21 protein-coding genes and 5 tRNA genes are annotated in these 26,066 nt (G+C 41.6%); 17 read left to right on the forward strand and 9 right to left on the reverse strand.

Features of this window, described 5'->3' with window-relative positions:
• Positions 1–4: 4 nt before the first annotated feature.
• From G2999_RS10230 to der, 6 genes are all read left to right on the forward strand, one after another.
• Entirely contained in the window at positions 5–1,135 is a 1,131-nt protein-coding gene (locus tag G2999_RS10230; protein ID WP_010181305.1) for a RodZ domain-containing protein, read from the forward strand.
• 5 nt (positions 1,136–1,140) lie between these two features.
• The gene (ispG, locus tag G2999_RS10235) at positions 1,141–2,262 is read left to right on the forward strand and encodes a flavodoxin-dependent (E)-4-hydroxy-3-methylbut-2-enyl-diphosphate synthase (protein ID WP_010181307.1); all 1,122 of its coding nucleotides are present in this window, start codon (positions 1,141–1,143) and stop codon (positions 2,260–2,262) included.
• A 93-nt stretch (positions 2,263–2,355) separates the two neighbouring features.
• Positions 2,356–3,633, forward strand: coding sequence for a histidine--tRNA ligase (gene hisS, locus G2999_RS10240; protein ID WP_010181309.1), 1,278 nt, complete (start codon positions 2,356–2,358; stop codon positions 3,631–3,633).
• 41 nt (positions 3,634–3,674) lie between these two features.
• Complete coding sequence (locus tag G2999_RS10245) at positions 3,675–4,313, forward strand: tetratricopeptide repeat protein (protein ID WP_010181312.1); 639 nt, start codon at positions 3,675–3,677, stop codon at positions 4,311–4,313.
• Between the two features lie 3 nt (positions 4,314–4,316).
• Positions 4,317–5,534, forward strand: a complete 1,218-nt coding sequence (gene bamB, locus G2999_RS10250) for an outer membrane protein assembly factor BamB (protein ID WP_010181313.1) — start codon at positions 4,317–4,319, stop codon at positions 5,532–5,534.
• A gap of 31 nt (positions 5,535–5,565) precedes the next feature.
• Positions 5,566–7,011 (forward strand): ribosome biogenesis GTPase Der, encoded by a 1,446-nt coding sequence (gene der, locus G2999_RS10255; protein ID WP_010181315.1) that lies wholly within the window; start codon positions 5,566–5,568, stop codon positions 7,009–7,011.
• A gap of 64 nt (positions 7,012–7,075) precedes the next feature.
• On the opposite strand, the gene G2999_RS10260 is transcribed toward der, so the two are convergent.
• From G2999_RS10260 to G2999_RS10270, 3 genes are read right to left on the reverse strand one after another with little or no spacing between them, the layout of a single operon-like run.
• Complete coding sequence (locus tag G2999_RS10260) at positions 7,076–7,750, reverse strand: DUF799 domain-containing protein (RefSeq protein WP_010181317.1); 675 nt, start codon at positions 7,748–7,750, stop codon at positions 7,076–7,078.
• A 2-nt stretch (positions 7,751–7,752) separates the two neighbouring features.
• Positions 7,753–8,100, reverse strand: a complete 348-nt coding sequence (locus G2999_RS10265) for a DUF4810 domain-containing protein (protein ID WP_010181319.1) — start codon at positions 8,098–8,100, stop codon at positions 7,753–7,755.
• A gap of 9 nt (positions 8,101–8,109) precedes the next feature.
• Positions 8,110–8,784 (reverse strand): CsgG/HfaB family protein, encoded by a 675-nt coding sequence (locus G2999_RS10270; RefSeq protein WP_010181322.1) that lies wholly within the window; start codon positions 8,782–8,784, stop codon positions 8,110–8,112.
• Between the two features lie 197 nt (positions 8,785–8,981).
• On the opposite strand from G2999_RS10270, the gene G2999_RS10275 reads away from it, so the two are divergent.
• A complete protein-coding gene (locus G2999_RS10275) occupies positions 8,982–11,021 on the forward strand; it encodes an NADPH-dependent 2,4-dienoyl-CoA reductase (RefSeq protein WP_010181323.1) in 2,040 nt (679 codons plus the stop codon).
• Here the strand turns inward: G2999_RS10275 and xseA are convergent.
• A complete protein-coding gene (xseA, locus tag G2999_RS10280; RefSeq protein WP_010181324.1) occupies positions 11,014–12,366 on the reverse strand; it encodes an exodeoxyribonuclease VII large subunit in 1,353 nt (450 codons plus the stop codon). The genes G2999_RS10275 and xseA overlap by 8 nt on opposite strands.
• Positions 12,367–12,464: 98 nt before the next feature.
• On the opposite strand from xseA, the gene guaB reads away from it, so the two are divergent.
• Both guaB and guaA read left to right on the forward strand, forming a co-directional pair.
• On the forward strand, positions 12,465–13,934 hold the full coding sequence (guaB, locus tag G2999_RS10285) for an IMP dehydrogenase (protein ID WP_010181325.1): 1,470 nt from the start codon (positions 12,465–12,467) through the stop codon (positions 13,932–13,934).
• 74 nt (positions 13,935–14,008) lie between these two features.
• Positions 14,009–15,586 (forward strand): glutamine-hydrolyzing GMP synthase, encoded by a 1,578-nt coding sequence (gene guaA, locus G2999_RS10290; protein ID WP_010181326.1) that lies wholly within the window; start codon positions 14,009–14,011, stop codon positions 15,584–15,586.
• Between the two features lie 77 nt (positions 15,587–15,663).
• Here guaA and G2999_RS10295 read toward each other — a convergent pair whose 3' ends face one another.
• The 5 genes from G2999_RS10295 to folD form a co-directional block, all read right to left on the reverse strand.
• Positions 15,664–16,713, reverse strand: a complete 1,050-nt coding sequence (locus G2999_RS10295) for a phospholipase A (RefSeq protein WP_010181331.1) — start codon at positions 16,711–16,713, stop codon at positions 15,664–15,666.
• Positions 16,714–16,766: 53 nt separating this feature from the next.
• Positions 16,767–18,479 (reverse strand): proline--tRNA ligase, encoded by a 1,713-nt coding sequence (locus G2999_RS10300; RefSeq protein WP_010181333.1) that lies wholly within the window; start codon positions 18,477–18,479, stop codon positions 16,767–16,769.
• A 76-nt stretch (positions 18,480–18,555) separates the two neighbouring features.
• Positions 18,556–19,320 (reverse strand): tRNA (N6-threonylcarbamoyladenosine(37)-N6)-methyltransferase TrmO, encoded by a 765-nt coding sequence (gene tsaA, locus G2999_RS10305; RefSeq protein WP_010181335.1) that lies wholly within the window; start codon positions 19,318–19,320, stop codon positions 18,556–18,558.
• Between the two features lie 9 nt (positions 19,321–19,329).
• Entirely contained in the window at positions 19,330–19,896 is a 567-nt protein-coding gene (locus G2999_RS10310) for a DUF1415 family protein (RefSeq protein WP_010181337.1), read from the reverse strand.
• A complete protein-coding gene (folD, locus tag G2999_RS10315) occupies positions 19,897–20,751 on the reverse strand; it encodes a bifunctional methylenetetrahydrofolate dehydrogenase/methenyltetrahydrofolate cyclohydrolase FolD (protein ID WP_010181338.1) in 855 nt (284 codons plus the stop codon). It lies immediately after the preceding gene.
• 115 nt (positions 20,752–20,866) lie between these two features.
• Here folD and G2999_RS10320 point away from each other — a divergent pair.
• The 8 genes from G2999_RS10320 to G2999_RS10355 all read left to right on the forward strand — a co-directional run.
• Positions 20,867–20,943, forward strand: a tRNA-Pro gene (locus G2999_RS10320).
• A gap of 34 nt (positions 20,944–20,977) precedes the next feature.
• A tRNA-Arg gene (locus G2999_RS10325) sits at positions 20,978–21,054 on the forward strand.
• Positions 21,055–21,581: 527 nt separating this feature from the next.
• Positions 21,582–22,802: an HlyD family efflux transporter periplasmic adaptor subunit gene (locus G2999_RS10330; protein WP_010181363.1), complete on the forward strand. Its 1,221-nt coding sequence runs from the start codon at positions 21,582–21,584 to the stop codon at positions 22,800–22,802.
• Between the two features lie 3 nt (positions 22,803–22,805).
• Positions 22,806–24,971, forward strand: a complete 2,166-nt coding sequence (locus G2999_RS12360; protein ID WP_010181365.1) for a peptidase domain-containing ABC transporter — start codon at positions 22,806–22,808, stop codon at positions 24,969–24,971.
• 109 nt (positions 24,972–25,080) lie between these two features.
• Positions 25,081–25,156 (forward strand) — tRNA-His (locus tag G2999_RS10340).
• A gap of 47 nt (positions 25,157–25,203) precedes the next feature.
• Positions 25,204–25,288 (forward strand) — tRNA-Leu (locus G2999_RS10345).
• 34 nt (positions 25,289–25,322) lie between these two features.
• Positions 25,323–25,399, forward strand: a tRNA-Pro gene (locus G2999_RS10350).
• 154 nt (positions 25,400–25,553) lie between these two features.
• A partial coding sequence (locus tag G2999_RS10355; RefSeq protein WP_010181367.1) for a trigger factor occupies positions 25,554–26,066 on the forward strand: 513 nt, incomplete at its 3' end.

Below are 26,066 nucleotides of genomic sequence, written 5' to 3' on the forward strand. Positions count from 1 at the left end.
CCTCATGACAGAATCCAGCCAAATGGAAACACCATTAGATTCACCTGGCTTATTACTGGCTGAAGCTCGTCGAGCTAAACAGTTATCTACTGATGACGTTGCAAAACGATTGTGCTTAAAAGTGAATATCATTGAAGCGTTAGAAAAAGATGAATTACTTCCCAGTATTTCGTTAACGTTCATTAAAGGGTATACACGCTCATATGCGAAATTATTAGGCTTAGATGAAGTACATATCATTACATTATTTAATGATTTTCACGCGAGTGAAACACTAATAGCTCCTAAAAAAATGCAAAGCTTTTCCCGTAAAGTTGCCAAAGAAAATAACGATTCTCGTTGGATGTTGGTCACTTATAGTTTAATTGCAGTTGTACTGATTTTGATTGTCATTTGGTGGAGCCAACAAAATTCTGAAAACTTCTTTGCATCACCTAGTTCTGTTCCTGCGTTGAATAGCAGTGAGGCCGACCTTCCTGTCGCATCGACAACTGAGCAGCTTCAAAATACCAGTACAATACCGTCTAATTTAAATGAGAAGCAAACAACAAATTCTCTAGACTCTGTTGATTCCATCTCTTCTAATGGTGATTTAGCTGGCAACCTTCCAGAGGAGTCAATTCTGACCGAGTCACTTCTGACGGAGACACTTCCGACGGAGACATCCTCACTCGAAGAACCATCGGTTGCAATGTTAACTGAACAGAATAATTCTCTAGAATCTAATGATTTAAATCAGGTTGAACAAGAAACGATCCCTGATTTTGTCCCAGACAAGGTCCAAGGGAATATTGCACAAGTACTCGACTTACTTGAAAATGATGCTCCTGACGTGGAATCTGAATTACGTTTATTTGATGATGATATGTCAGCATCAAATGATGTGGAGATTGTCGAATTAATGTTTACTTTTAGTAATGATTGTTGGATAAAAATTACCGACGCAACCGGCAATGACATTGCTTATGGCGTGAAAAAACAAGGACGCGTTATGCCAGTGAGTGGGCAGCCTCCTTTTTCAGTCATTCTTGGCGCTCCTGCCTCTGTAAAAGTTAACTATGCTGGTGAGCCAGTGGATATCTCATTTTTACCATCAGACCGTACCGGTCGTTTTGTGTTACCGTTACAGGAATAACGATTATGTTTGCAGAATCCCCCATCACTCGTCGTAAGTCTCTACGGATCAATGTTGGTAATGTCCCTATTGGGGATGGTGCGCCAATCGCGGTGCAATCGATGACCAATACACCGACGACCGATGTCGCCGCAACTGTTGATCAAATTAATCGTATCGTAGCAGTAGGTGGCGATATTGTTCGAGTATCTGTGCCGACGATGGAAGCGGCTGAAGCGTTTAAATTAATTAAACAACAAGTGTCTGTCCCTTTAGTCGCAGATATTCATTTCGATTATCGTATTGCCTTAAAAGTAGCCGAATATGGGGTGGATTGCTTACGTATTAATCCTGGTAATATTGGCAATATGGATCGTGTCCGTTCAGTGGTGGATTGTGCCAAAGATAAAAATATTCCAATTAGGATTGGGGTGAATGGCGGTTCATTAGAAAAAGACCTTCAGGAAAAATATGGGGAGCCGACGCCTGCCGCACTGGTAGAGTCAGCTATGCGTCATGTTGATATTCTCGACAAATTAAACTTTGATCAATTCAAAATCTCGGTTAAAGCATCTGATGTTTTTTTAGCCGTTGGGGCATATCGTGAATTAGCCAAACAAATCATCCAACCATTGCATCTAGGCATCACTGAAGCTGGCGGAATGCGTTCAGGTTCTGTCAAAAGTGCGGTTGGTTTGGGGATGTTATTGGCTGAAGGGATTGGTGACACATTACGCGTGTCGTTGGCAGCGGATCCCGTTGAAGAAATTAAAGTAGGTTTTGACATTTTAAAATCGTTGCGAATTCGTTCTCGTGGGATTAATTTTATTGCTTGTCCGAGTTGTTCTCGTCAAGAATTTGATGTGATTGGCACAGTGAATGCGCTAGAGCAGCGAGTTGAAGATATTTTAACACCAATGGATGTATCTATTATTGGCTGTGTCGTCAACGGTCCGGGTGAAGCCGAAGTATCAGATATTGGTTTAACAGGCGCGCGTAATATGAGCGGCTTTTATCTAGATGGTGAGCGTCAACGTGAGCGTCTTGCAAATGATGATTTAGTTGACCAATTAGAAAAGAAAATTCGCGCTAAAGCAGCGCAACTAGATCCAAAACAACGCATAAAAGTACAAGAAGTCGATTCATAAGATTATCTAGACTATACCTAAGCGAATAAAGCCCCTATAATATGGGGCTTTATTTTATCTCATTTTTAATTATAACCGAGCGAGCATTTTTACGTGGCAAAAACGATCCAAGCAATACGCGGCATGAATGATTGTCTACCAGAGCAATCTGGTATTTGGCAGTACGTTGAGAACATACTCCGTTCTACAGTTGCTCAGTATGGTTATCAAGAAATTAGAATGCCGATTGTCGAGAGCACAGAGTTATTTAAACGCTCTATTGGTGAAGTGACTGATATCGTTGAAAAAGAGATGTATACCTTCGATGATCGCAATGGGGATTCGCTTACCCTTCGCCCTGAAGGAACGGCTAGTGCGGTGCGTGCAGGTAACCAACATGGCTTAATTTATAACCAGCAACAACGCCTATGGTATATGGGACCGATGTTCCGTCATGAGCGTCCGCAAAAAGGGCGATACCGTCAATTCCATCAATTTGGCGTGGAAACCTATGGTTTAGCTGGCCCTGATATTGATGCCGAAGTCATTAGCCTAAGTGCACGTTTATGGCGTAAATTAGGGATTGCAGATAAGGTGACCCTAGAGATTAATTCTTTAGGCTCAAATGCTGCAAGAGCGGAGTATAAAACGTTGTTAGTTGAGTTTTTAGAAGCGCATAAAGCACAGCTAGATGAAGACTCTCAACGTCGAATGTACACTAATCCATTACGGGTATTAGATTCTAAAAATCCAGAAGTGCAAGCGATCTTAAGTGATGCGCCAAAGCTCCAAGACCATCTAGATGAAGCAAGTGCTGCGCATTTTTCACAATTGTGTGAACGATTAGCACAATTAGGTATCTCATACCGTGTTAATCCTAAATTGGTACGCGGTTTAGATTATTATAATGCGACTGTATTTGAATGGGTCACTGATACCTTAGGTGCCCAAGGGACTATTTGTGCTGGCGGTCGATATGACGGTCTAGTCGAGCAGTTAGGGGGCAAAGCAGCCCCAGCAGTCGGATTCGCGTTAGGTTTAGAGCGCTTAGTGTTGATGTTGACTGAGTTAGGGTTGACCGATGATGTCCCTGCTGCTGTCGATGTCTATGTTACCGCTTTAGGTGAAGATGCGGTATTATATGCGCAAACCACAGCAGAGATGTTGCGAGACACTACTGATTTAAGAGTGCAAATGCACTGTGGTGGTGGCAATATGAAGAAACAGCTAAAACGTGCCGATAGTGCGCAAGCTCGAGTTGCATTATTGATTGGTGGTACTGAAGCTTCCGATCAGCAAGTTACAATCAAATATTTAGGCGGTGATGCTGACCAAACGACTGTCGCATTAGCGCAATTAAGCTCAACGCTTAATGCTTTTTTTAACCCATAAATCAAGTATCCATTGATACGAGTATTGAAGTAGGAAAATCCATGGAACAGTTCGCAACAGAAGAACAACAAGTAGAAGCGATTAAAAAGTTTTGGAAAGACAACGGCAGCGCAATTATTATTGGCGCAGTGCTTGGTCTTGGAGCGTTATGGGGATGGCGTTATTATACTGATACCCAAATAATGACCAAGGAAACAGCATCGACAGAGTATCAAACATTGGTCACTTCATTATCAGAAGATGCTGCGTTAGATGAAGCAACTGCTTTTATCACTGCGCAAGGTGAGACGGGTTATGCCCCACTTGCCGGTTTCATCGCAGCACAAGCAGCGGTTGAAAAAGCAGATTTTCCAGCGGCTATTAGTCAGTTACAAAATATAACCACATTAACCAATGATGCTGTTTTGTTAAACGTAGCTAACTTACGCTTAGCCAGAGTTCAATTTGCTACTGTAGATTATACGGCAGCGTTAACCAGTCTCAATAATGTGACTAATGAGGCATTTATTGCCGATAAAGAAGCGTTGCGCGGTGATATATTAGTAGCTCAAGGTGACTTTGCCCAAGCTCAATCGGCTTATACTGCTTCATTAGCTGCAAATGATGATCGTTCGGTACAAATTCGTTTAGATAATATCGGCGCGATGATTGATGCTGCCGCTGATGCAACTGGAAACTAATTTATGAAGTTGACCTCACGCGTATCGTTATTAGCTGGATTATTGTCAATCACTTTACTGGGTGGATGTGCGAGTGTTACTCAACCCGTGATAGATTGGTTTGAAGATGAAGAAGTACTTGAGATCCGTAATTTAACGCCTATTGAAAATGTTGTGGATATGCAAGTGCAATGGCAACACGATGTGGGAAACGGCGTGGGTGATTATTTCTCTCGTCTTCAACCTCAAGTGGCCAATGGCAATGTGTTTGCCGCCGACCGCCAAGGGCTAGTCGTCGCTTTTGACAGTGCAGGTGAAAAATTATGGCAAACTCGCATTAATGAAGCAGGCAGTTTTTTCTCTTCGGGTGTTTCGGCTAAATTAGCTGGCGGGATCACTGTCAGCGCAGAGCATATCTGGATAGGCACTGAGGATGGTCGCTTACTTGGATTGAATCAAACTTCTGGTGCAATAGAAAAAGATATTACCGTAGCAGGAGAAATTATCGCAGCTCCATCAGTAGGTGATGGTTTAGTCGTGGTTAACACAACGGCTGGACGCCTATTTGCTTACAGCATAGAAACGGGTGAAGAAGTTTGGATGCACGAATCTGATGTGCCGCCATTATCGCTTCGTGGTACATCATCACCGCTAGTCGCTAATGGTGGTGTCTTGGTCGGCACTGCGGCGGGAAAACTCCAAGTTAATATCTCTGATTCTGGATTGGTTGCATGGGAGGCGACGGTAACAACACCTTCCGGTGCGACTGAGCTAGAGCGTATTATTGATGTGGATTCACAACCATTAATTGTTGGTGCTAATGTTTACATTGTCTCTTTTAATGGTGCTTTGACAGCTGTTGAATTGCGTTCAGGTAGAGTGGTGTGGAAACGTGAGTATGCTAGTTATCGTAATTTAACCGTGGCTGGAAATCGTCTTGTTGTATCTGATATTAATGGCAATATTTTTGCGTTAGATGTGCGCAACGGTGTGGAAATGTGGTCGCAATCAACATTCAAAGGACGAGACTTAACCTCTGGCGTAATGTTTGGTAAATACATAGCCTTTGGCGATAACTTTGGTGTGGTACATTTAGTTGACCCCATCGATGGTTCATTAGTTTCAAGAAAAACATTAGGTAACGACAAGGATGAACGCTTTTTTGCGCCAGGCGTCGTTGCAAATAATATTTTGTATATGCAAAATGCAAAAGGTACTTTATTTGCGTTAGGTTCAGAGTAATCTGACGCAAGTAACATTTTAAGGTAATCTCATGCTTCCCGTTCTGGCTTTAGTCGGCCGTCCCAATGTCGGTAAATCGACACTTTTTAATCGTTTAACCAATACCCGAGATGCACTTGTTGCAGATTTTCCTGGATTAACTCGTGATCGTAAATATGGTCAAGCTAAGGTTGAAGACCGTCAATTCATTGTCATTGATACTGGTGGGATCACCGGTGATGAAGCAGGCATTGACGCAGCAATGGCCGAACAATCCTTATTGGCGATTGATGAGGCTGATGTCGTTCTGTTCTTGGTTGATGCCCGAGCAGGTCTGACTGCAGCTGACCAAGGTATTGCTGAGTACCTTCGTAAGCAAGAAAAAACAGTCTATGTCGTGGCAAATAAAGTCGATGGCATTGATGGTGATAGTGAAAGTGCAGACTTTTATGCGTTGGGTATGGGTAACGTCCAACAAATTGCTGCCGCGCATGGCCGTGGCGTAGCGCAGTTATTAGATTTGACCTTATCTCCTTTAGCAGAAAACTTCCCTGATATGATTGCCGTTGAGCCAGAGCGCAACGATGATGATGAGGATGCTGAAAAACAACTTGAACGATTGCAGAATCTTCCTATTAAATTGGCCGTCGTTGGTAAACCTAATGTTGGTAAATCGACTCTGACTAACCGTATCTTAGGTGAAGAACGAGTCGTGGTTTATGACCAACCCGGTACAACCCGTGATAGCATATTCATTCCAATGGAGCGGGATGAGCGTGAATATATATTAATTGATACTGCAGGCGTACGTAAGCGCCGCAAAATTAATGAAGCAGTTGAAAAGTTTTCGATTGTAAAAACCTTGCAAGCCATTGAAGAGGCGAATGTCGTTCTATTAGTCATTGATGCACGAGAAGGGATTTCAGATCAAGATTTAAGCTTATTAGGTTTTATTTTGAATGCTGGTCGTTCATTAGTCCTAGCGGTGAATAAATGGGATGGTTTACAAGCCCATGTGAAAGATGAGATAAAACGCGAACTCGATCGCCGTCTTGGTTTTGTCGATTTTGCTCGATTACATTTTATTTCTGCATTACACGGCACTGGCGTTGGACATTTATTTGAGTCGGTACAAGAGGCTTATGAATCAGCGACACGTCGTATTAATACTTCAATGCTGACACGTATTATGGAGATGGCTCAAGAAGACCATAATCCACCACTGGTACGTTCGCGTCGAGTGAAAATGAAATATGCCCATGCCGGTGGGTATAACCCGCCTGTTGTGGTGATCCATGGTAATCAAGTGGATGATTTGCCTGATTCTTATAAGCGTTACTTAATGAATTATTATCGTAAGTCATTGAAAGTGATGGGGACACCAATAAGGATTGAATTCCGTGAAGGCGCTAATCCGTTTGAAGGTAAAAAGAACTCGTTGACGATATCTCAGCAACGCAAACGCAAACGTTTGATGTCATTTCATCAGAAAAAATAGTATCTGAACAAATCATAAAGCCTGACTAATGTTAATATTAGTTAGGCTATATGCTTTATATTTACTACTGACCTTCGACAATTGGTTGCTTATACTCTCTAGATCTTGGTCCCGGTAGTAGTCCATTAACACTATTTTTAGACAACAATCGACTCGCAGTAATACCTGCAATTTTGAACCCTTGGTCTGACACGGTTTCAATAATTTGATTCATCGCTGCCACTACCAACATGCCAATTAAACCACCACTATTACTGTTACTTCTCGTTTCTGCACTAGATGCTGTAGCCGTTTTTTCCCATAGTAAATTCCCTGTAGAAAGGTCGATAAGCTGAGCTGAGATTGTCACTACGGTATCACTAGAAATTATCACATAACTTGTACCGTATTCTTGGATATTAAGATAGAGCGCGGTATCAGCACCAAATATCTCTTGTAGTTTCTCTTTTGGTAATGCGTGAATATCCTCAGGAACCGTTAACCCATTGTTCCTAAATGTTTGTTCAACTAAAGCAACTGGTAATGGGTAGTAACCTGCCTCAGAAATAGGAGCAATGACACGCGACATGACACCGTAAGTAGCTACTACTTCCGTTGTGTTATTTATAGGAGGTAATACCAAAATAGAAGAAGGATCAGATTTTCTGAATTCAGTATAATCATAAAGGACTGGTGTACTACCACAACCTACCAGGATTAAGCAAAGTACACTGATAAATACATTATTGAAATATTTCATAATTATCCTTTATGTTGGCTTAATAAGAAGTCTATAAAATTAGCAGACTCAGGGAATAATGTTTTCTCTTTGGTAAAATGGACTTCTCCATCAAGTGGATTACCATTTTCAAAATATAACATTGCTAAGTGCGCATGAACGCCAGGAGCGACTGCTTGACCATTTTCTTGAGTGGTAGCGATGACAAGTTTCATTTGTTCAATCTGTTCTGCAGTGCTAAGTTCATCGGCCTTTAGAAATTGATATACAGATGATGGATAAGCGCCATAATAATATAAGGGAGGATTCTGAGTAGCACCACAACCTGACAGTATAAAGATGGTCGTTAATAGACTAACTAATATTTTCATAAATATTCCTTAAAGTTTCCAAGCGCCACTTTCAATGCCGTTGACTAAATTATTAACTGCCTCGCGTAATGCTAGATCAAGTACTTTACCGTTTAATGTAGAATCATAACCAGCCGTACTACCAAAACCGACTACTTCACGTTCGGATAAGCTATATTCACCTGCACCTTGTGAAGAAAATACTAATTCGGAGTTAGTCACATCAACGACATTTATAGTCACTTTTGCATAGGCAATTTGTGATTTACCTTTGCCCAATAAACCAAATAGTTGTTTGTCGCCAATATTTTTGCGTCCAAACTCAGTAACATCCCCGGTAATGACAAATCGAGCTCCAGAAAATTTTTGTTTTGAACCTGAAAAGTTAGCTTCGGATTGGAGAATTTCTAAATTGTCTCTATCAAGCACAGTAAAACGATTTGTTTGTTGTAAGTGGCTCATTAAAGAGGTTTTAGCTTGATTGCCTAAACGATCGTTACCAGATGAGAAAATGCCATTTTGAAAGCTCGAGCGATTAACAAATTTTCCGACAGCTAATTTACTTTTATTGCCCGAATATACTGTGTTATAACTATTAACCTTCGGTGTATCAATAACCTTAGAAGTAGTTGTTGCAGAGCAGCCAGTTAAAATTAAGAAAGCGGGTAATGCAATGTAATATAATGATTTTATTGTTAGTTTCAAAATGATTCCTTTAAATATTTGATAGTACAATTCTAATTTAGTATATAAATCATATTAAGTAAAATATAAAAGACTGAGCTTGTTTTTAAATTTATATATTTAAGTATTCATACAAATGTTAAGCGATTATTGACGAAATAAACTTCGCATAGTGATGGTGTTTATCTACACTCTATTAAAAACTGAATGGATTTTTCATGAATACACCTACAGCACAAATATCTCCCTACCCACATATGTTAGCCGAATTAGATTTAGGTTTTACCACACTTAAAAACCGTGTCCTTATGGGCTCAATGCATGTTGGGCTTGAAGAAGAGAAAGGTGGTTTTGATAAGTTGGCGGCATTTTATGCCGCGCGCGCTCGAGGAGGGGTAGGTCTGATTGTCACCGGCGGCATCAGTCCAAATATTGCTGGTTGGGTTGCACCCTTTGCTGGGCGTATGAGCAGTTCTAGGCATGCAAAAAAACATCGTGTCATCACCGATGCAGTCCATGCTGAAGGGGGTAAGATTTGTATGCAAATTTTACACTCTGGTCGCTACGGCTATCATCCACTTGCAGTATCAGCGTCTGCCGTGAAGTCTCCTATTACACCATTTAAGCCTAAAGCGTTATCAACTCGTAAGGTCTATAACACGATTAATGATTATGCTAAATGTGCCCAATATGCCCAAAGCGCAGGTTATGATGGTGTTGAAATCATGGGCTCTGAAGGATATTTAATTAACCAATTCTTTTGTGAACGTACAAATTTTCGAGATGATGAATTTGGTGGCTCACTAGAGAATCGAGCGCGTCTGGCTGTCGAAACAGTGAAACAGACCCGATTAGCGGTAGGCTCTGATTTCATTATTATTTATCGATTATCGATGTTGGATTTAGTTGAAGGCGGTGCCCCTTGGGAAGAAGTTGTATATTTAGCTAAAGCCATTGAAGCGGCAGGGGCGACGTTAATTAACACTGGAATAGGCTGGCATGAGGCCCGTGTGCCCACGATTGCAACATCAGTACCACGTGCGGCGTTTACGTGGATTACTCAGCGTATGAAAGAACATGTAAATGTACCATTGATCACCACCAATCGAATCAATACGCCAGAAGTAGCTGAATCGGTATTAGCGCAAGGTCATGCAGATATGGTCTCTATGGCGCGACCTTTCTTAGCTGATCCTGATTTTGTAGCGAAAGCGATGCGCAATGCATCAGATCAAATCAATACCTGTATCGCCTGTAATCAAGCTTGTTTAGATCATGCATTTGAACAAAAGCGCGCGAGTTGTTTAGTCAATCCGCAAGCATGTTATGAAACTGAACTTATTTTCAAAACAGTTGGCAAGGCTAAAAAGTTGGCTGTTGTGGGTGCTGGACCTGCAGGGTTGGCGTTTGCGACATATGCGGCAGGGCGAGGTCATGAGGTGCATTTATTTGACCAGGCAAGTGAAATTGGAGGTCAATTTAATTACGCTAAACAAGTACCTGGTAAAGAAGAGTTTTACGAAACGTTACGCTATTATGCAAAACAAATCGAACTCACGGGCGTGCATTTACATCTTAACACGCAAGTCACTGCGGCATCATTGGCTGGTCAAGAATTTAGCGAAGTGATCATGGCAACAGGAATTAAGCCGCGTGTTTTGAACATACCAGGAGCCGACCACCCCAAAGTGAAAAGCTATTTACAGGTTTTACGTGACCATGAGCCTGTCGGACAAAAAGTTGCCGTCATAGGTGCTGGTGGTATTGGTTTTGATGTCTCCGAATACTTAGTGGAACAAGAAAGTCTAACAACGGATATCGATAAATGGTTAAGTCATTGGGGCATTGATAAAACGTTTGCCACCGCTGGGGCTATAGTAGAAAAAGCACCAGTAGCAGTCGAACGAGAGGTATATTTACTCCAACGTAAAACGACTAAAGTCGGAAAGGGCTTAGGAAAAACGACAGGTTGGATCCATCGAACGTCACTGGTACATCACAAAGTCAACATGATGAATGGTGTAAGCTATGAAAAAATTGATGATGATGGTTTACATATTATGGTCGGGGATGAATATAAAGTATTAGAGGTTGATCATGTGATCGTCTGTGCTGGTCAAGAGCCATTACGCGAATTAGAAGGTGCGCTGCTGGATGCGGGGTTAACTGTGCATGTCATTGGTGGAGCTGATGTAGCTGCAGAACTTGATGCGAAGCGAGCTATTCGTCAAGGCGCTGAATTAGCCGCCGTTATTTAACGGCGCTAATACGTTCTACTTTACTCGTCACTTCACCATCCGTTAAGCGGGTGGTGAGCGTATCACCTTCTTTAATAGTGCTTGTCGTATTCACAACGTGATTATCCACAAAACTAATACTATAACCTCGAGACAGTGTAGCCAGTGGACTGACCGAATGTAAAATCCCTGTCACTTTAGCAAAACGCTGTTGTTGGTGAGTCAATCTATTCGCCATGGCTTGGCGTAAACGCTCAGTAAGGGTGTGTGTGTGCTGTTGAGATTGTGAGACTAGATGAATAGGTGACAGGTGCTGTAGACGATTTTCTAAGTGTTGTTGACGTTGTTGAGCCACCTGTAAACGACGTTGCATGTTATGTTGCAATTGCATAGTGAAGTGATCTATTGCTTGGGCCTGCTGCTGAAGTCGTTGTTGCGGGTGGTTTTGTTGTAAACGACTGCCGAGTAATTGCTGTTGGTAATCACATTCATTAAGTTTCGTTGAGATTGCTTGAGTCAGTCGCTGACGCCATTGTTCGATGGTATAAATTACATCGCCTAAATCAGAAGAGACCAGCTCTGCAGCCTGTGATGGTGTTGCAGCGCGCAAATCGGCGACAAAATCAGCGATCGTCACATCCACTTCGTGACCTACAGCACTAACGATAGGTAAATGTGATCCAAATATTGCACGAGCGACCGTTTCTTCATTAAAACACCATAAATCCTCGAGCGAACCACCACCGCGACCCACTATGAGTACATCCACTTCACGACGACGATTGGCAATAAAAATAGCATTGACGATTTGAGCAGCAGCTGCAGCACCTTGAACCTGAGTGGGATATACAATGACATTGATCATTGGATTACGACGTTTCAATACTGTCGTAATGTCATGTAAGGCGGCGCCGGTGGCAGAAGTAATAATCCCAACGGTCTTAATATCTTGAGGGATAGCTTGTTTTGTTTGAGTCGCAAATAAGCCTTCAGCTTGGAGTGCATTTTTAAGCTGTTCGTATTGTTGTTTGAGTAATCCGGCACCATCAAACTCTAAGTGTTCAACAATGATTTGATAATCCCCTCGCGGTTCATATAAACCAACATTCGCTCTAACCAGAACGCTATCACCTTCTTTAGGGCGTTGTGCGATCCGGCCATTTGCGCCTTTGAACATAGCGGCTTTCACTTGGGCATCGCGATCTTTGAGAGTGAAATACCAATGGCCTGAAGCTGCGGCGACAAAATTAGATATTTCCGCGCTGATCCACACTTGGCCAACGTGAGTTTTGAGCAAAGAGCCGACCATTTTGTTCAATTTTGCAACACTTAGGATGTTACGTTGTGTGGAAGTAGATGTGTACATGAAAGAAAAAGCCCTTTTACGTAAAATATGTTTACCTTAAACCTAAAGATCATTATAATTATACCGCAGTTAACACCCTGATACAGAAGGTTATTTGCATGCTAAGAATTGCTCAAGAAGCACTCACATTTGACGATGTTCTCATCGTTCCTGGACACTCACAAGTGCTCCCTCATACTGCAAAGCTAAATACGCGTCTAACGCGCAAAGTGAATTTGAACATTCCACTTATTTCTGCCGCTATGGATACGGTATCAGAAGCACGTTTAGCCATCGCGCTCGCTCAAGAAGGCGGCATTGGTTTTATTCATAAAAACATGTCTCCAGAGCAGCAAGCAGAACACGTACGCCAAGTGAAAAAGTACGAATCCGGTGTCGTTTCTGACCCGGTAACTGTTCGTTCTAATGCCACTATAGGTCAAGTAAACGAGTTAAGCCAGCGCCTAGGCTATTCGGGTTTCCCTGTGACCGATGAAGAAAATAATCTTATTGGCATCGTCACTGGGCGTGATTTACGTTTTGAAACGCATCTTAATGCCTCTATTGAAACGGTCATGACACCTAAAGATCGTCTAGTGACGGTTAAATCAGGTGAGTCTTCTGAGGTGGTGCTAGAATTAATGCATGAACATCGCATTGAAAAAATTCTAGTTGTCGATAATGACTTTAAATTACATGGTTTGATCACGGTTAAAGATTTCCAAAAAGCGGAAAATAAGCCTAACGCATGTAAAGATGAGTTAGGTCGCCTACGCGTCGGTGCTGCAGTCAGTGTCGGTCCTGGTACAGATGAACGTATCGCTGGTTTAATCGACGCAGGTGTTGATGTATTGCTAATCGATACGTCGCATGGTCACTCTCAAGGTGTCATTGATCGTGTCGCTAAAGTCCGTGCTGATTATCCTGATGTCCAACTTATTGCTGGTAATGTCGCTACTGGTGCGGGTGCTAAAGCACTTGCTGATGCAGGTGTTGATGCCGTAAAAGTAGGTATAGGCCCTGGTTCTATTTGTACTACTCGGATTGTGACGGGTTGTGGTGTGCCGCAAATTACCGCTATTTCTGATGCTGTAGATGCTTTAGCGGGGACTGATATTCCAGTCATTGCTGATGGTGGCATTCGCTTCTCTGGTGATATTGTTAAAGCATTAGTAGCAGGCGCAAGCTGCGTCATGGTAGGTTCTATGCTAGCCGGTACTGAAGAAGCACCTGGTGAAGTCGAATTATATCAAGGTCGCTACTATAAGTCTTATCGTGGTATGGGATCATTAGGTGCCATGGATCAAAGTAACGGTTCATCGGATCGTTATTTCCAAGATAGCAAAAACGCAGAAAAACTCGTTCCAGAAGGTATTGAAGGACGTGTGGCGTACAAAGGACCTATCAATAACATCATTCACCAACAAATGGGCGGTTTACGTTCTGCGATGGGACTTACAGGCTGTGAGACCATCAATGAGCTCAACACTAAACCACAATTTGTGAAGGTGACAGCCGCTGGTATGGGCGAATCCCATGTCCATGATGTTAGCATCACGAAGGAAGCGCCAAACTACCGTTTAGGCTAAACTACGTTTTATTCTTAATTTATCAGGCTAGCCTATAACGCTAGCCTGTTGTGTTTTTACAAAGAGACCATGCCATGACAGCAAACATTCATTCTCAAAAAATCCTAATTTTAGATTTTGGTTCACAATACACGCAGTTAATTGCTCGTCGTATCCGTGAAATCGGTGTCTATTGTGAACTATGGGCTTGGGATGTCACAGAACAACAAATCCGTGATTTCTGTCCTGATGGTATTATCTTATCTGGAGGTCCTGAGTCGGTGACTGAAGCCGGTTCTCCGCGAGCACCACAATATGTATTTAATGCTGGTGTGCCGGTATTAGGTATCTGTTATGGTATGCAAACCATGGCACAGCAATTAGGCGGTGCGGTTCAAGGTTCTGATTTACGTGAATTTGGTTATGCTCAGGTTGAAGTCGTTGAAGCTAACCCATTACTTGCTAACATCGAAGATCATATTAGTGATTCAGGCAATGCCTTGCTCGATGTGTGGATGAGCCATGGTGATAAAGTCTCTGCAATCCCGCCTGGTTTTGTGAAAGTGGCACAAACCGAGAGTTGTCCGTTTGCAGCAATGGCGAATGAAGAAAAACGTTTTTATGGGGTGCAGTTCCATCCAGAAGTAACCCACACTCGTCAAGGTGAGCGTTTATTATCTCATTTTGCATTGAATATTTGTGGCTTAGAGAAGCTATGGACACCGGATGCGATTATCGAAGATGCCATTGCCCGTATCAAAGAAAAAGTCGGTGATGATGAGGTCATTCTTGGATTGTCAGGTGGTGTTGATTCATCTGTTGTAGCAATGTTGATTCACCGCGCCATTGGTCCAAAATTGACGTGTGTGTTTGTAGATAATGGTTTGTTACGTTTAAACGAAGGCCAACAAGTCATGGACATGTTTGGTGATCACTTTGGTTTAAATATTATTAAAGTAGACGCAGAAGATCGCTTCCTAGCCGCGTTAGCAGATGAGTCTGATCCTGAAGCGAAGCGTAAAATCATCGGACATGAATTTGTAAATGTGTTTGATGAAGAATCTCGTAAATTAGAAAATGCAAAATGGCTTGCCCAAGGCACTATTTATCCTGATGTAATTGAATCGGCAGGTTCAGCAACGGGTAAAGCACACGTGATTAAATCTCACCATAATGTTGGTGGCTTGCCAGAAGACATGGAAATGGGCCTAGTTGAGCCATTACGTGAGCTATTTAAAGATGAAGTGCGCAAGATCGGTCTTGAGCTAGGTTTACCGTATGACATGCTATACCGTCACCCTTTCCCTGGACCAGGTTTAGGAGTACGTGTTTTAGGTGAAATCAAAAAAGAATATTGTGATTTATTGCGCCGAGCAGATGCGATCTTTATCGAAGAATTACATGCAGCCGATTTGTATCATAAAGTCTCTCAGGCCTTTACGGTATTCTTACCAGTACGCTCTGTAGGCGTCATGGGTGATGCGCGTAAATACGATTGGGTGGTGTCGCTTCGTGCTGTTGAAACGATTGATTTCATGACGGCACACTGGGCGCATTTACCGTATGATTTCTTAGGTAAAGTATCAAATCGAATTATCAACGAAATCGATGGTATTAGCCGAGTGGTATACGATATATCAGGTAAACCACCTGCAACGATTGAGTGGGAATAGTGATTAAATAAGTAAAAACGCTATTATTGAATTTCGATAATAGCGTTTTTTTATGCCGATAATTTATGTGGTGTTGCCTACAAAAATCGTAACTGCACACCTAAACTCACTCGAGATTGGTGATTATTATAATCAATGAGTGAATCACCGTAGCCATTAAAATACTGTAATAACACATCATAACGTTGGCTCAGTGGATAGGTCATATTGAACTGGACACTTCCTCGGTTATCCGTGCTTTTTAGATTGTTGCGTAAGCGGGTAAAGACTTCTATTTCTCCGATTTGAAAGGCATAACCTAATTCTACACGGCCAATATAGTCATTGATATCCGGGTTATCATCGCCGGTGGGATCATTAATGGTTAACTTTTCATCTTCTGGTATACGCCACCAAGTACGAATGTAATAAGCAGAATTTACATCACTGAATAAAGCACTGAATATCACTCTGTTCCAGCTACGTGAGCGTAATCCACTTTCTCCATTGGATTGATGATTTAACCCCATTTGTAGCGCGTTAAATCGCGTATCAAAAAAGCTTAAGTCGGCTTGCCAACGATAGAATATTTCAGGTTCATAGTTTGTTTCACGAAAAGGTTTCGATACCTTGTCATTAAATACTTGCCAAAAAGAGCGTGCGGTAAACCCAAAATATAAACCCGATAACGTTTGTAAAGCATCATCGGTGTCAACATAAATAGGGATCTTGGTACTAATTTGAAATACAGCTTCTATATTATCCACATTCTCTGTATTTAAATCAGGTTGAGCAATTGGATTTGGATTAGATGCATAGGAAAAGGGGAGCAAATAATTCACGTGATGCTGAGCAAGACTATACGGATTGGCATTGATTTGTTGATCTGCGATGATCCGTTTATCAAGAATAGATTTTGATTCTTTTCTTTGTTGATTCTCTTTTAGCGCTTGATTGAGCTCATCAAGTGTTTGCTGAGCTTTCAGTATACGCGCTTCGAGGGAAAGCGTGCTAGGGGCTTTTTCTTCTTTGGTTTCGCTGTCAGATGCGTGCAACATCGAACAAAATGTCAATGCAACAAATATCACACTCCCTACACTTATTCGAGGTAGTAAGGGTGCAGTATTAACATTCGTACTTATTAACATGTGACCATCCTTGATTAATCAATGTAATGTGTTGAATACTGCACAAGTGTAGTTTATAAATTACCAATAAACTCACTTAAATCGGCGATATTAAGCATTTTCTTTTCACCCGTTCGACGGTTTTTATATTCCACTTCTTGGTTATCTAGGTTACGTTCACCGATAACAATGCTATGTGGCACACCAATCAATTCCATATCATTAAACATCACACCTGGACGTTCTTTACGGTCATCAAACAGGACTTCTACACCCAGTGCAAGACACTCTTCATAGAGCTTTTCAGCTACTTCTTTGATGCGGTGGGATTTGTGCATATTCATCGGAATGATCGCGATAGTAAATGGTGCAATCGCATCAGGCCACTTGATCCCGTATTTATCATGATTTTGCTCAATTGCAGCTGCCATAATACGAGACACTCCGATACCATAACAACCCATGGTCAATGTTTCATGCTTACCCGTTTCAGTTAAGACACCACAGTTCATGGCTTGAGAATACTTGTTGCCCAATTGGAAAATATGACCAACTTCAATCCCACGTTTAATTTCAATAGTGCCTTGGCCACATGGTGAAGGGTCGCCAGCTTGGATATTACGTAAATCGAATACTTCGTATTCAGGTACATCACGCGACCAGTTAGCGCCGGTATAGTGCACATCATCAGTATTTGCGCCACAGACAAAATCAGCTAATGCTGCAGCACTGCGATCAACAATAATTGGTAATTCAAGACCTACAGGACCAATTGAACCAACACCACAACCAATAGCCGCTTTAATTGCCTCTTCATCGGCCATGGCAAAAGGACTTGCGATCAGAGGATGTTTTTCAGCTTTCAATTCATTGAGGTCGTGGTCACCTCGTAATACTAATGCGACTAAACCTTGAGAACCATCCTCTGCTGGCGTGCCTAAAACGATCAACGTTTTGACAGAAGTGTCTTCGGGTAAGCCTAATAATGCACTGACTTCAGAAATTGTTTTGGCGTTTGGAGTAGCGACTTTGGTTAAGTCTTGTGAGCCATTTCCTTGAGACTCTGGAGCAAGTGCCTCTGCCATTTCTACATTTGCAGCGTAATCAGAGCCATTTGAAAAGGCAATATCATCTTCACCTGAATCTGCTAATACATGAAATTCATGTGAACCACTGCCACCAATTGAGCCATTATCAGCAATGACCGGACGATACTCTAAGCCAATACGTTCAAACACATTACAGTATGCTTGGAACATTTTATCGTACGTGGTTTGTAAGCAATCTTGGCTCAAATGAAATGAATAAGCATCTTTCATCAAAAATTCACGACCACGCATGATCCCAAAACGAGGACGCACTTCATCACGAAATTTAGTTTGAATCTGGTATAAATTCAATGGGAGCTGTTTATAGCTAGATACTTCATTACGAACTAGTGCTGTAACCACTTCTTCGTGTGTTGGGCCGAGCACAAAGTCACGTTGATGACGGTCTTTTATACGCAATAATTCAGGACCATATTCTTCCCAGCGTCCTGATTCTTCCCAAAGATCAGCCGGTTGTACTACAGGCATTTGGATTTCAATTGCACCTGCTTTATTCATCTCCTCGCGCACAATGTTCGCTACCTTATTTAGTACGCGTAAGCCTGTTGGTAAATAATTATACAAGCCTGATGCGACTTTTCTGACCATTCCAGAGCGTAACATCAATTGATGTGAGACGACTTCTGCGTCTGCTGGGGTTTCTTTTTGCGTAGATAATAAATATTGGCTTGTGCGCATGGCAATGATTTCCTCAAAATTTGTGGGCGTATTCTAGCACAAGATCATCAGGACTAAAGCCCTATGCTTCCGGTTTTTATGCCTGAATGTTGATAATATGAGCTTGTTTATTATTTTCGATAATGAACTCAATATCTAGGTAAAAGAGCCGGATGTGATAGGTTTTATTTGGATTTTGTGCTTGGTAATCAGGTTTTTGATGATAAGCAGGGCGAGGATCAAAGGCGATGACTTGTTCAATGAGTGCCAATAATGAGGACTTGGTGTGCGTCTCAGGCAGGTTACAGGTGTCTAACTGAGTTAACACATCTTCAGCGAATATGACTATTAATGTGGGAACGGGTGCGTTATCTGCAAACCCACTTTGTGCATCAGGCTCATTATCAGCATAAGTTACATAAGGCTTGATATCTAAGATCGGAGTGCCACTTAAGCAATCTACACCTAAAATATGTAAGCGAGTTTCGCCATCAACCCGCTCAATGTGTGAATATTTGACTTTGGATAGACCTATGTTATTCGGTCGAAAGCTACTGCGTGACGCAAATACACCGATTTTTTCATTTCCACCTAAACGTGGAGGACGAACGAGTGGAGAATAGGTGTGTGTCGTGCCAATACTCTGATTAAATTGAAACATAATCCACAAGTGTGAGAAGTCATCAATTCCCCTAAAACCATTAATATCATCATACGGAGGAAACATCTTAATATAACCTGGAATAGCTGTTAAACCTGATGACTGTCTGGGGATCCCAAACTTTTGTGTAAAAGGAGTTATCATCTCACCAATGGGATGACATTCAATGGATAATTGGTTGGCAGCTGATTGATTACTCATAGGAAGAAGTTACCGAGGTAACTTAGCGTGTGCCTGTTTGAGTATATCGGTGAAGTACTGAGTGCCCAGTTCGTGTGTACGGGCAATATTATCTTCAGGTATAGTATGCGCATTAGGCATATTATCTAGAATTTGTGTCAGACTGTCTTCACGTAAAATATGGTAAATAGGCAAGGGTGCACGATTCGTAAAATGACTGGGAGAGGAGGCTTTTTCTCCTTCAAATTGATAGTCAGGATGAAAGCTCGCAATTTGAAATACACCTTCAAATCCTTCATTCTCTAAGGTCTGTTGCAATAACATCAAGCCATCGAGATAATCATAAAAATCAAGCGCTTGCCAATCTAAAATAAATAATGTGGTTTCGATATCTTGATTGTCATTAAGGTGATGTAGTTGTGCGGTAAAGTCCTTTTGAATCTGTGCCCAGTCTTTAGAGTCATTGACATGATAAGCAATGGTTTCTTGGATGAAGGGCTTTTGCGCGAAAGGACAAAATTGCTGTCCAATCACAATCGCTTCGAGCCAATGTTTGATTGACTCGATAATTTGCAACTTTACCTGAGGATCTGCCACTTAAGAATGAGCCTTGACGTAAGCTTCCAAAGTGTTCTCGATTAAACTCGCCACTGTCATTGGCCCTACACCGCCAGGCACTGGCGTAATCCAACCTGCATTTTCAGCGGCCTTATCAAATTCAACATCACCAACTAACGAGCCATCTTCTAAACGGTTAATGCCAACATCAATTACAATCGCATTTTTCTTAATCCATTCACCAGGGATAAAGTTTGCCTTACCCACCGCGACGACGAGTAAGTCAGCACGCTGAACATGGCTTTTCAAATCTTGAGTAAATTTGTGACAGGTAGTGACAGTGCACCCAGCAAGTAATAATTCGAGTCCCATCGGTCGGCCGACAATGTTAGATGCGCCAACTATCACTGCATCAAGTCCTTTAATATTGCGTTTGGTCGACTCAATCATCGTCATGATACCTTTTGGCGTACATGGACGGATAGCAGGAATACGCTGAGCAAGACGCCCAATATTATATGGATGGAATCCATCGACATCTTTGTGTGGATCAATACGCTCTAAAATCAATTCAGCATTTAACCCAGCAGGTAAGGGTAACTGAACTAAAATCCCGTCAATAGTCTCATCAGCGTTTAAGGTATCGATGAGTGATAAAAGTTCATCTTGTTCAGTTGTAGCAGGTAAATCGTAGCTTTTTGATACAAAACCCACTTCATCACACGCTTTACGTTTGTTATTCACATAAACTTGAGAAGCAGGATCGCAGCCAACTAATACTACCGCTAATCCTGGTGCGCGTTTTTTAGCGGCGACTGCGCCAGTGACGTATTCAGCGACATCTTGACGAACATTCTTTGCGATGACCTTGCCATCAATGAGGTGAGCTTGCATGAAAAACCTTGATTGAATAAAAGATGAATATGGTACATTGTTTCACATGTGAGAAAAATTGCCAAAAAATAAATTGACCTCAAACAGTCAAATCGGTAATATGCGCCACCTTAGTCGGTGAGTGGCGCAGCTTGGTAGCGCACTTGGTTTGGGTCCAAGGGGTCGTAGGTTCGAATCCTATCTCACCGACCATTATTTCCCAGCATATCCATTATATGCCCATTGCGAGGGCGTAGCTCAGCTGGATAGAGCATCTGCCTTCTAAGCAGACGGTCGCAGGTTCGAATCCTGCCGTCCTCGCCATTTATTTTCACACCTAGATTTAATTCAGTGAACGAATTTCGATTAATTATATGCTTTTTCGGCAGGATGAAGAATCTGCGAAGCAGGTCGACAACATGCCTGGAGCATGTTGAACTGTGTGTAGCACATCCCAAAGGGACGAGGGCAGGAAGCCCGAGGTAATCCTGCCGTCCTCGCCATTTATTTTCACACCTAGATTTAATTCAGTGAACGAATTTCGATTAATTATATGCTTTTTCGGCAGGATGAAGAATCTGCGAAGCAGGTCGACAACATGCCTGGAGCATGTTGAACTGTGTGTAGCACATCCCAAAGGGACGAGGGCAGGAAGCCCGAGGTAATCCTGCCGTCCTCGCCATTTATTTTCAGACCTAGATTTAATTTAGTGAACGAATTTCGATTAATTATATGCTTTTTCGGCAGGATGAAGAACTGTTTAACCTTGCCTATCGACTAGGTTTACTCGCTAAATACCTAATATACAGATATACCTCATCGTAATTCAGTTTAATTTGAGGCGTATCATTATGGGATTATTTAGACAGGCAGCAGTCGATGCACGCAAACGTGTCGTGATTGGTAACCATTTGATTCCACCAAGTCGTCATTTAACTTGCTTAGTATGGTTATCTTGTGGGGTGTTTGTACTGTTAACGACATGGGTATTAACGCGTCAATATGAACAGACAAAAGCAATACAAGGTGTTACACACTATACGCAAGGTGAGTTTTCGATAGTGAGTCCATACCAAGGTATAATAACTGATATTCATGTCACTTCTAATCAAACAGTAGTGAAAGGACAGGCATTATTTACTGTCAATATGCAGCCTACGTCAGGTTTTACTCCCGCAGATATTCAGTTACAACAGACTCAATACAATACGATTCAAACACATTTGTTAAACAAACAAAAAAATATTGATGTGACTTTTATTGCAGAGAAAAAATACCTTAAACAATCAGCCGACAATACTCGACGTGTGATTAATAACTTAAACGAGCAGCTGGTGTTACTGAATGCTGATCATCTCGCTCAACAGGCGCAAGGTCAGCGCATGATATTGTTATTGAATAAAGGCATTGTTAGTCATCACCAGGTGGAACAGCACCAAGTAGAATTCAGAGGGATTAAAAGCCGAATATTACAGATTGAGCAATCGCTCATAGAGCGAGGCTCTCAACTAGCACTATTCAAACAACAATTAGTCGATTTAGTGAGTAAAAGGGACGAAAAACTCGCTAATATAGAAGGGCATTTAGTTGAAAACAGTACAAAACTTCAAGCCTTAAAATTTCAAACTTCAACTATGATTACGGCACCTAAAGACGGCGTTATCACACAACTTGTGTTGAACGAAGGCGCGACCATATTTAATCAACAAAAGTTAGCAGTAATAGTGCCCGAACACGGAGAGTTAGTGGGGCGCCTAGTGATCCCGAGTGTTGCAACGGCTGATATCAATATACATCAGTTAGTTCACTTACAAATGAAGTCCTACCCTCATAGAATTTACGGGCAATTGCAAAGCACCATAACAAGTATTGATAAACCATCATTCCAAACACAGCCGAATGGAATACATGCTCAAGTAGCGATCCCTGAAGTGTGGCAGACTAACAAAAGTGCTCAAGAAATTATCTTAACGAGCGGTATGGAATTCACCGCATTGATTGTCATTGAGCAGTACCCGTTATGGCAAAAAATGTGGCTTAAATTGAATCGTACTTTCGCTGATAGGGGGTAAAGTATGTTCAGTCAACTGTCATTTAATTGGCCATCATCGACACCACTGATCCTACAGCAACAAACATCAGAATGTGGTCCTGCATGCATCGCTATGATTAGTGGTCATTATGGCAATATGCTAAGTATGTCGAAAATACGTCAACAATGTGTGCAAAATAACTATAGTTTGCAGGGTATGAATTTGCTTCAGCTGAGCCAATTGGCTGAGTTGAATGAGCTAACTGCGCGTGCATTTCAATGCGAAATTGATGAGTTAGAATCACTAACACTACCTTGTATTTTACACTGGGATCTTCAGCATTTCGTCGTCTTAACAAAAATTAAAAAACAGACATTTCATATTCATGATCCCGCCTCCGGTTCAAAGGTGTTCTCATTAGCTCAACTTTCTAAGCATTTCACAGGGGTCGCGTTAAGCATCGAGCCAACGCTATCATTTACCCCGAATAAAACGGATACAGATATTCACTTAAGGGATTTGTGGGCTGGGTCTAATGGCTTTAGTTCTGCTTTATGGCAAATAGGTATGCTAAGTATCACCCTGCAATTGTTGTCATTATCAACACCGTATTACCTACAATGGATCATGGATGAAGTGTTACTGACTTTTGATAAAAGTATGCTGTTCACATTGGCATTTGGTTTTAGTGGGGTATTGATATTTACCACAATGGTCAATGTCCTTAGAAGCTGGATTATTACGCGATTTACATCATTTTTAGCCGTGAGCTTGAGTGATAATGTGATGAGTCATTTGTTAAAACTGCCACATGAGTACTTTGTAAATAGGCATTTAGGTGATATTGCGTCTCGATTTGGCTCTGTTAATGCTATTAATGAGCGCATCAGTGCTGGTATTACCGAAACAATAGTGGACGGGATCATGGTGCTCAGTGTTGTTGGTGTAATGTTACTTTATGGTTGGACGTTAACGTTGATTGTTGTTGGTTTTATGTTGTTATATGGGATCCTGCGATGGGTGTTTTTTCAACCACTTCGTCAAGCCACTTTATGTCAACTTGAATACAATGCCAAAGCGGATACGCTTTTTTTTGAAAGTTTACGTGCACACCAAACGATCACCTTGTTTAATCAAACCGCTAGACGAAAACAGTTATGGGCAAATGATTATGTGAATGCCGTCAATGCAGGTATTGAATTAAGCCGTTGGAATATCGGATTTGAAACAATCAACAAACTCATTTTTGGTTTTGAAAACATCATGGTTATTATGGTGGCAACAATCATGGTGATGGATCAAAGCCTTTCTATCGGGATGATGATTGCTTTTATTGCCTACAAAACAATGTTTACCCAACGTATCGCTAATTTAGTCGAGCAAGGTATTGCCTTTAAAATGCTGCGAATGCATTTAGAACGATTAGGTGACATTATTGATACGCCGATTCAACCTAATTTAACGGCCCAAAGGGCTTTGCCTTATCACCGATTAAATCAGACTTTCCTTGCTAAAGATAATAATGACTCGAGAGCAGATACCTCAGGCGAGTTGGTGTTGGATAACGTCTCATTTCATTATCCAGGCTCTGAGGATCTTATATTGAATCAGATTAACCTGACTATTAATGCCGGTGAAAAAGTCGTGATTTCAGGCCCTTCTGGTGGTGGGAAGACCACCTTGTTAAAGATAATGTTAGGTCTAATTGCACCAACAAGTGGATGTGTTAGATACAACGGTGTCGATATTACTCAACTTGGTCTAGTGGCTTATCGAAGCCAAATCGCTACAGTGATGCAAGATGATTTATTGCTAGCAGGGACCATTGAAGAAAATATCACCTTGTTTGATGAAGAACCTAAGCATAAAGAGTTACTGAGGATATTAGAACAATGCCAATTACTTGACATGGTTAATCGATTACCTATGGGAATAAATACTCTTATAGGCGAACTCGGGGCGCAATTATCTGGTGGACAAATTCAACGTATCTTACTCGCTCGAGCACTTTATCAGCGCCCTCATATTCTATATTTAGATGAAGCGAAAAGTGCTTTGGATAAAGAAACTGAACAAGCGATTATCAGTCAAATTAAACACTTAGGTATGACACAAATCCAGATTGCTCATCGTCAAGAAACAATAAAAAATGCCGAACACCACTATCAAATTAATGCCCATGGATTACAGCGCATAGCGAATAGATAAATACATGACGATTAATTCTTAATTTTATCTAGAATTTTGATAATTAAATCTTGACACTTGATGCCTATCAACTTAATATGCGCACCGCTTTCAACGGCGAATAACAATGGTGGGCGTAGCTCAGTTGGTAGAGCTCCGGATTGTGATTCCGGCGGTCGTGGGTTCGAACCCCATCGTCCACCCCATTTCGCTGTTGGTCAAGTTAACCAGAGAAACTTTTCTCTCGGGCAATGCGGGAGTGGTGGAATTGGTAGACACGCTGGATTTAGGTTCCAGTGCTTCACGGCGTGAGAGTTCAAGTCTCTCCTTCCGCACCATTTATTAGAGTCCTATCTAATAAAACTTTAAGATCGGTGAGTGGCGCAGCTTGGTAGCGCACTTGGTTTGGGTCCAAGGGGTCGTAGGTTCGAATCCTATCTCACCGACCATCTTAAATTCATCTAATATTACCTCTGTACTAAATCTTTACATAACTGTATAATACGCCGTCTTTTATAATGGGTCTGGGCTCTGGTATATAAATATTTATATACAGAACAGCTCGATTTAACCGCGCATGATGCGCACAGTTGAGGTAGAATAATGCAAGTTTCAGTCGAAACGACTCAAGGTTTAGAGCGCCGTGTTACGGTAGCCGTTCCTGCAGCTTCTGTAGATGATGCAGTTAAAGCACGTTTACAACAATTAGCAAAAACACAACGTATCAACGGTTTCCGTCCTGGTAAAGTGCCAGTGAAAGTATTACAAAAACGTTTTGGCGCATCCGTTCGTCAAGAAGTAGCCGGTGATTTAATGCAGCGTCATTTCTATGAAGCCATTATCCAAGAAAAAATTACACCTGCTGGCATGCCATCATTCGATTTAACGAAAGATGTTGCTGGTGAAGATCTAGAATTCACTGCCGTTTTCGAAGTATATCCAGAAGTTGAACTAAAAGAGTTAGATCAATTATCAGTTGAAACACCTGTTGTTGAAATTAAAGACAAAGACCTAAAAGAAATGATGGTCACGTTACAAAAACAACATGCTGATTGGAAAGAAGGCAAGCGTAAAGCGAAAAAAGATGATCGTGTGACTATCGATTCGTCGCACCAT

The sequence above is a fragment of the Glaciecola sp. HTCC2999 genome (genome assembly GCF_000155775.1).
Lineage (GTDB): Bacteria > Pseudomonadota > Gammaproteobacteria > Enterobacterales > Alteromonadaceae > Opacimonas.

Bases quoted from the DNA above. Each gene is read 5' to 3' on its own strand.
- G2999_RS10230 (WP_010181305.1), top strand. From the start codon at position 5: ATGACAGAATCCAGCCAAATGGAAACACCATTAGATTCACCTGGCTTA.
- ispG (WP_010181307.1), top strand. From the start codon at position 1,141: ATGTTTGCAGAATCCCCCATCACTCGTCGTAAGTCTCTACGGATCAAT.
- G2999_RS10245 (WP_010181312.1), top strand. From the start codon at position 3,675: ATGGAACAGTTCGCAACAGAAGAACAACAAGTAGAAGCGATTAAAAAG.
- bamB (WP_010181313.1), top strand. From the start codon at position 4,317: ATGAAGTTGACCTCACGCGTATCGTTATTAGCTGGATTATTGTCAATC.
- der (WP_010181315.1), top strand. From the start codon at position 5,566: ATGCTTCCCGTTCTGGCTTTAGTCGGCCGTCCCAATGTCGGTAAATCG.
- G2999_RS10260 (WP_010181317.1), bottom strand. From the start codon at position 7,750: ATGAAATATTTCAATAATGTATTTATCAGTGTACTTTGCTTAATCCTG.
- G2999_RS10265 (WP_010181319.1), bottom strand. From the start codon at position 8,100: ATGAAAATATTAGTTAGTCTATTAACGACCATCTTTATACTGTCAGGT.
- G2999_RS10275 (WP_010181323.1), top strand. From the start codon at position 8,982: ATGAATACACCTACAGCACAAATATCTCCCTACCCACATATGTTAGCC.
- xseA (WP_010181324.1), bottom strand. From the start codon at position 12,366: ATGTACACATCTACTTCCACACAACGTAACATCCTAAGTGTTGCAAAA.
- guaB (WP_010181325.1), top strand. From the start codon at position 12,465: ATGCTAAGAATTGCTCAAGAAGCACTCACATTTGACGATGTTCTCATC.
- guaA (WP_010181326.1), top strand. From the start codon at position 14,009: ATGACAGCAAACATTCATTCTCAAAAAATCCTAATTTTAGATTTTGGT.
- G2999_RS10295 (WP_010181331.1), bottom strand. From the start codon at position 16,713: ATGTTAATAAGTACGAATGTTAATACTGCACCCTTACTACCTCGAATA.
- G2999_RS10300 (WP_010181333.1), bottom strand. From the start codon at position 18,479: ATGCGCACAAGCCAATATTTATTATCTACGCAAAAAGAAACCCCAGCA.
- tsaA (WP_010181335.1), bottom strand. From the start codon at position 19,320: ATGAGTAATCAATCAGCTGCCAACCAATTATCCATTGAATGTCATCCC.
- folD (WP_010181338.1), bottom strand. From the start codon at position 20,751: ATGCAAGCTCACCTCATTGATGGCAAGGTCATCGCAAAGAATGTTCGT.
- G2999_RS10330 (WP_010181363.1), top strand. From the start codon at position 21,582: ATGGGATTATTTAGACAGGCAGCAGTCGATGCACGCAAACGTGTCGTG.
- G2999_RS12360 (WP_010181365.1), top strand. From the start codon at position 22,806: ATGTTCAGTCAACTGTCATTTAATTGGCCATCATCGACACCACTGATC.